5 protein-coding genes are annotated in these 5302 nt (G+C 60.1%); 1 reads left to right on the top strand and 4 read right to left on the bottom strand.

Translation table 11 applies throughout. The features are described from left to right. Positions 1 to 146: 146 nt before the first annotated feature. From choV to IQK56_RS27725, 4 genes are all read right to left on the bottom strand, one after another. Positions 147 to 1325: a choline ABC transporter ATP-binding protein gene (choV, locus tag IQK56_RS27740; RefSeq protein WP_099585770.1), complete on the bottom strand. Its 1179-nt coding sequence runs from the start codon at positions 1323 to 1325 to the stop codon at positions 147 to 149. Next, complete coding sequence (gene choW / locus IQK56_RS27735; RefSeq protein WP_010207125.1) at positions 1322 to 2167, bottom strand: choline ABC transporter permease subunit; 846 nt, start codon at positions 2165 to 2167, stop codon at positions 1322 to 1324. The genes choV and choW overlap by 4 nt, the downstream gene beginning before the upstream one ends. Before the next feature lie 72 nt (positions 2168 to 2239). Next, on the bottom strand, positions 2240 to 3187 hold the full coding sequence (locus tag IQK56_RS27730) for a choline ABC transporter substrate-binding protein (RefSeq protein WP_193901900.1): 948 nt from the start codon (positions 3185 to 3187) through the stop codon (positions 2240 to 2242). A gap of 196 nt (positions 3188 to 3383) precedes the next feature. Next, complete coding sequence (locus IQK56_RS27725) at positions 3384 to 3599, bottom strand: hypothetical protein (RefSeq protein ID WP_143522468.1); 216 nt, start codon at positions 3597 to 3599, stop codon at positions 3384 to 3386. 4 nt (positions 3600 to 3603) lie between these two features. On the opposite strand from IQK56_RS27725, the gene IQK56_RS27720 reads away from it, so the two are divergent. Continuing rightward, the gene (locus tag IQK56_RS27720) at positions 3604 to 4980 is read left to right on the top strand and encodes an L-serine ammonia-lyase (RefSeq protein ID WP_193901899.1); all 1377 of its coding nucleotides are present in this window, start codon (positions 3604 to 3606) and stop codon (positions 4978 to 4980) included. Positions 4981 to 5302: the final 322 nt, after the last annotated feature.

Here is a 5302-nt window from a genome sequence, read left to right as displayed (position 1 = left end):
GACGTGCTCGATCAGTTTGAAAGCCATCGGCAGCTCCTTGGCCGTGTCTATAGCTGATAGTTGAAGTGCTGGCAGTGCTTTAAATGTGGGAGGGGGCAAGCCCCTCCACATTGACCCGGTTTCTTCAGTTGGTTTTACAGTGTTTGCTAGCCCAGGTTCTTGCCCAGCAGGGCATGGTAGAGCTCACTGTCACCCAGTATCCCCACCACCTTGTTGTTGTCATGCAACACCAGCTTATTCCCCGTCTGGTAGCGAATCTGCAACGCATCGCGCATGCCGATATTCGAGTCCACCAGTGTCGGCACCCGGCCTAAACCTTCAACCGCTTGCCCCGGCGCCCAGTTCTGCAGGTTCATCACCACGCCATTCTGGCGAGCGCCCTGGATAGTGTTGCCTTCGGCCAGGTCCAGCCACGAGTCGCCGCCCGGATCAAGGCACACCGAACCGTTCACACGTTTGCAGTTGTCCAGCGTGCGCATCAGGCTGCGGCCGCACAGCACGTTCAGTGGGTTGGTATGGGCGACGAAGGTGCGCACATAGTCGTCCGCCGGGTTGAGTACGATCTCTTCCGGCACGCTGTACTGGATGATCTTGCCGTCTTTCATGATCGCGATGCGGCTGCCCAGCTTGAGCGCCTCGTCGAGGTCGTGACTCACGAACACGATGGTCTTGCTCAGCTTGCGTTGCAGCTCCAGCAACTCGTCCTGCAAACCCTGGCGGATCAGCGGGTCGAGGGCGGAGAAGGGTTCATCCATCAGCAGGATGTCGGCGTCCATCGCCAAGGCGCGGGCCAGGCCGACGCGCTGTTGCATGCCGCCCGACAGCTCGTCCGGTTTCTTGTTGCGCCACTGGGTCAAGCCCACCAGCTCAAGTTTCTCGTCCACCAGCTTGCGCCGTTCTTTCTCGGGGCGGCCCTGCATTTCCAGGCCGAAGCTGATGTTTTCGCGCACGGTCAGCCACGGCATCAGGGCGAACTTCTGGAACACCATGGCGATGCGCTTGGTGCGCATCATTTTCAGCTCGGCCGGGGTGCAGGAGGCGATGTCGATCTGGCGACCTTCATGCTCTACAAACAGCTGTCCACGGCTGACGGTGTTGAGGCCGTTGATGCAGCGCAGCAGGCTCGACTTGCCGGAGCCCGACAGGCCCATCAGCACGCAGATTTCGCCTTTCTGCACATCCAGGCTGGCTTTTTCCACGCCGACGATCTGCCCGGTCTTTTTCAGGATCTCGTTACGGCTCATGCCCTGGTCCAGCAGCTTGAGGGCTTCGCGTGGGTCTTTGGAGAAGATCACATCGACATTGTCGAATCGGATAATGCTCATGCATCACCCCCTACTTTGGCGTCGGGTTGTTTGCAGATGCGGTCGAGCATGATGGCCAGCAACACGATTGCCAGGCCCGCTTCAAAGCCCAGGGCGATGTCGGCGGTGTTCAGCGCGTTGACCACTGGCTTGCCGAGGCCATCGGCGCCGACCAGCGCGGCGATCACCACCATCGACAGCGACAGCATGATGCATTGGGTAATGCCGGCGGCAATGCTCGGCATGGCGTGGGGCAGTTCAATGCGCGAGAGCAACTGACGGCGCGAGCAGCCAAAGGCCTTGCCGGCGTCCATCAACTCTTGCGGTACATCACGGATACCCAGGTAGGTCAGGCGGATCGGCGCGGCAATCGCGAAGACCACCGTGGAGATCAACCCAGGCACCACACCCAGCCCGAAGAGGGTCAGGGTAGGGATGAGGTAGACGAAGGTCGGTACGGTCTGCATCAGATCGAGCACCGGCCGCATCATGGTGTAGAACATCGGTTTGTGCGCGGCAACAATGCCCAGCGGCACGCCGATGACCACGCAGACCAGGGTGGCGAACAGCACCTGCGCCAGGGTCTCCATGGTTTCCTGCCAGTACCCCAGGTTGAGGATCAGCAGGAAGGAGGCAATGACAAAAACAGTCAGTCCCCATTTACGTTGAATAAAGTGAGCCAGCAGCGCAATCAGACCGATCAATGCCAGCGGATTGAACCAGGTCAGCGCAAACGTCACGCCGTGGATCATCGTTTCCAGTGTCGATGCGATTGCGTCGAAGTAGTTGGCGCCGTGTTGGGTCAACCATTCGACGAAGGCAGCGATGTACTGGCCTAGTGGGATTTTCTGTTCAGTCAGCATGGTAGTGAATGTCCACATGCGAAGAGGGAAACATCCCGGGGCAGCGCACCGCCCCAGGGACAACGGCGTTACTTATTTGTCGAGGTATGCTTTTACGGCAGCAAGGCCAGGTTGGCCGTCAACGGTGGTGACACCGGCGAGCCAGGTGTCGAGGACTTGCGGGTTCTTCTTCAGCCAGGCCTTGGCCGCTGCATCGGGCTTCATCTTGTCGTCCAGGACGTTACCCATCAGGGTGCTTTCCATGTTCAAGGTGAACGACAGGTTTTTCAGCAGTTGGCCAACGTTGCTGCATTCCTGGGTGTAGCCCTTGCGGACGTTGGTGTAGATGGTGGCCTGGCCGTAGTTGGGGCCGAACGAATCGTCACCCCCGGTCAGGTACTTCATCTTGAAGCGGGTGTTCATCGGGTGCGGTTCCCAGCCGAGGAACACGATGGCCTGGTCGCGCTTGGAGGCGCGCTCAACCTGGGAAAGCATGCCGGCTTCGCTGGACTCGACCACTTTGAAACCGGCGGTCTTGAGGCCGAAGGCGTCTTTGTCGATCAGGGTCTGGATGGTGCGGTTGCCGTCGTTACCCGGCTCGATGCCATAGATCTTGCCGCCCAGCTCTTCCTTGAATTTGGCGATGTCGGCGAAGTCTTTCAGGCCGTTGTCGTACAGCGCCTGCGGGACCGCCAAGGTGTATTTGGCGTTCTCCAGGTTGGCGCGCACGGTTTCCACGGTGCCGGCATCGCGGTACTGCTTGATGTCGTTTTCCATGGTCGGCATCCAGTTGCCGAGGAAGATGTCCATGTTCTTGCCGTCGGCCAGGGACTTGTAAGTCACCGGTACCGAAATCATCGTGGTGCGCGGCTTGTAGCCCAGGCCCTTGAGGACTTCGCTGGTGGTCGCGGTAGTGACGGTGATGTCGGTCCAGCCGACATCGGAGAAGTTGACGGTCTTGCACTGTTCCGGTTCTGCAGCGTGCGCCATGACGGGAAGACTCAGCATGGCGGCCAACAACAACGAGGGTGAACCTTTCATCTGGGTAGACTCCTGTGTTTTTTCTGGCGGCCTTCGCCGCGCTTTATAAGTGTTGCGGTTGGAGCGTGCGACAACGGCTCTGCCACGGTGCCTTGCAAACGAGTCGAGACTGATCATGTACCAGTGAAAATCTGACGCCTACAGGGGGCGTCGTATCCAGTACAGGGAGGGTCGTATCCAGTGTCGGTGACGTCGCTTACAGGTTTTTCCCAAGGTAAAACCGCAGTTTTTGCCCATCTGCACCGCTGAAAACGGCCAAAACGGGTGTTCGCACGCGGGCGACGCTGGTGAGCATGGGTGCGTCGGTGTGAGACGCCGTGACGGCAGATAAAACCTTGATGATGCCGCCATCTGGGCGATCTGAGCGTAGCAGCTCGTTCAAGCCCGGCCCGTGCTTATCGAGGAGTTTCACGTTAATGGCTATCAGCGTTTTCGACCTGTTCAAGATCGGCATCGGGCCTTCGAGTTCTCACACCGTCGGCCCCATGCGCGCCGCGGCGTTGTTCGTCCAGGCACTGCGTGAACGTGAATTGTTGGAACAAGTACGGCGCGTCGAAGTTCAGCTCTACGGCTCGTTATCGGCTACCGGCATCGGCCACGGCAGCGACACCGCCACAATCATGGGCCTGATGGGCGAATGGCCGGACGCGATCGATCCGGCGCAAATCGGCGTGCGCATCCACACCCTGCGCGAAACCGACACCCTGCTGCTGGACGGGCGTTTGCCGGTGCCGTTTGTATGGGCGCGGGACATGCGCCTGCTCGACGAAAACCTGCCCTTTCACCCCAACGCCATGACCTTGGTGGTGTCCGGCGATGACGGCGAGTTGTACCGCGACACTTATTACTCGGTCGGCGGCGGTTTTGTGGTGGACGAAGCCCAGGCGCAAAGCGGCGTGGCGGACATGGACCGCACCGTGCTGCCCTATGATTTTTCCAGCGCGGTGGAGCTGTTGCAGCTGTGCAAGACCCACAACCTGCGCGTCGCCCAATTGATGATGGACAATGAAAAGGTCTGGCGCTCCGAAGAAGAAATCCGCAGCGGCCTGATGAAACTCTGGCGCGCCATGCAGGACTGCGTGGAACAGGGCCTCAAGCACGAAGGCATCCTGCCTGGGGGCCTCAATGTGCGTCGCCGTGCGGCCAAGTTGCACCGCAGCTTGCAGGAGCTGGGCAAACCCAATGTGATCGGCTCGACCTTGAGCGCCATGGAGTGGGTCAACCTGTTTGCCCTGGCGGTCAACGAAGAAAACGCTGCCGGTGGTCGCATGGTCACCGCCCCCACCAACGGCGCGGCGGGGATTATTCCGGCCGTGCTGCACTACTTCATGAAATTCAGCGACGAAGTCACCGAAGCCAATGTGGTCGACTACCTGCTCAGCGCGGCGGCCGTGGGGATTCTGTGCAAGAAGAACGCTTCGATATCCGGCGCCGAAGTCGGCTGCCAGGGTGAAGTGGGTTCCGCGTGTGCCATGGCCGCAGCCGGACTGGCCGAGATCCTCGGCGCCACGCCGGAACAACTGTGCAACGCCGCCGAAATCGGCCTGGAGCACAACCTCGGCCTGACCTGCGACCCGGTGGGCGGCCTGGTGCAAGTCCCGTGCATCGAGCGCAACGCGATTGCGGCGGTGAAAGCGATCAACGCGGCGCAAATGGCCTTGCGTGGCGATGGGCAGCACTTTATCTCCCTGGACCGGGTGATCCGCACCATGCGCGATACCGGCGCGGACATGCATGACAAGTACAAAGAGACATCGCGCGGTGGCTTGGCGGTCAGCGCGGTGGAGTGCTGAGACCGAGTCGCCTGCATCGGGGGCAAGCCCCCTCCCACATTTTGATGTGTGAACGGTCAAGTGTGGGAGGGGGCCTGCCCTAATGCCGGTCAGTTAAGAAGTCGCAAGGGTAAAAAGTAACCTGTGGTGAGCGGGCTTGCCCCCGATAGCGGCAGTTCAAACAACGCTGCTCATAAAGTGAACACCAGCATCCCAACGCGCCACCTTTTAGCGCGTCGCAAACAGATAAGTAGCCAGCGAACGATTTCCCCCTCGACCACCCGTCACCTGCGCGTGCGGTGACAGACTTCTCCTACGCCCTCAAAGCGCCTTCCCACAAGCT

The organism is Pseudomonas cyclaminis (assembly GCF_015163715.1).
GTDB classification, from domain to species: Bacteria; Pseudomonadota; Gammaproteobacteria; order Pseudomonadales; family Pseudomonadaceae; genus Aquipseudomonas; species Aquipseudomonas cyclaminis.
This window is presented reverse-complemented; position numbering and strand designations above follow the sequence as displayed.

Bases quoted from the DNA above. Each gene is read 5' to 3' on its own strand.
- choW (WP_010207125.1), bottom strand. From the start codon at position 2,167: ATGCTGACTGAACAGAAAATCCCACTAGGCCAGTACATCGCTGCCTTC.
- IQK56_RS27720 (WP_193901899.1), top strand. From the start codon at position 3,604: ATGGCTATCAGCGTTTTCGACCTGTTCAAGATCGGCATCGGGCCTTCG.
- IQK56_RS27730 (WP_193901900.1), bottom strand. From the start codon at position 3,187: ATGAAAGGTTCACCCTCGTTGTTGTTGGCCGCCATGCTGAGTCTTCCC.
- choV (WP_099585770.1), bottom strand. From the start codon at position 1,325: ATGAGCATTATCCGATTCGACAATGTCGATGTGATCTTCTCCAAAGAC.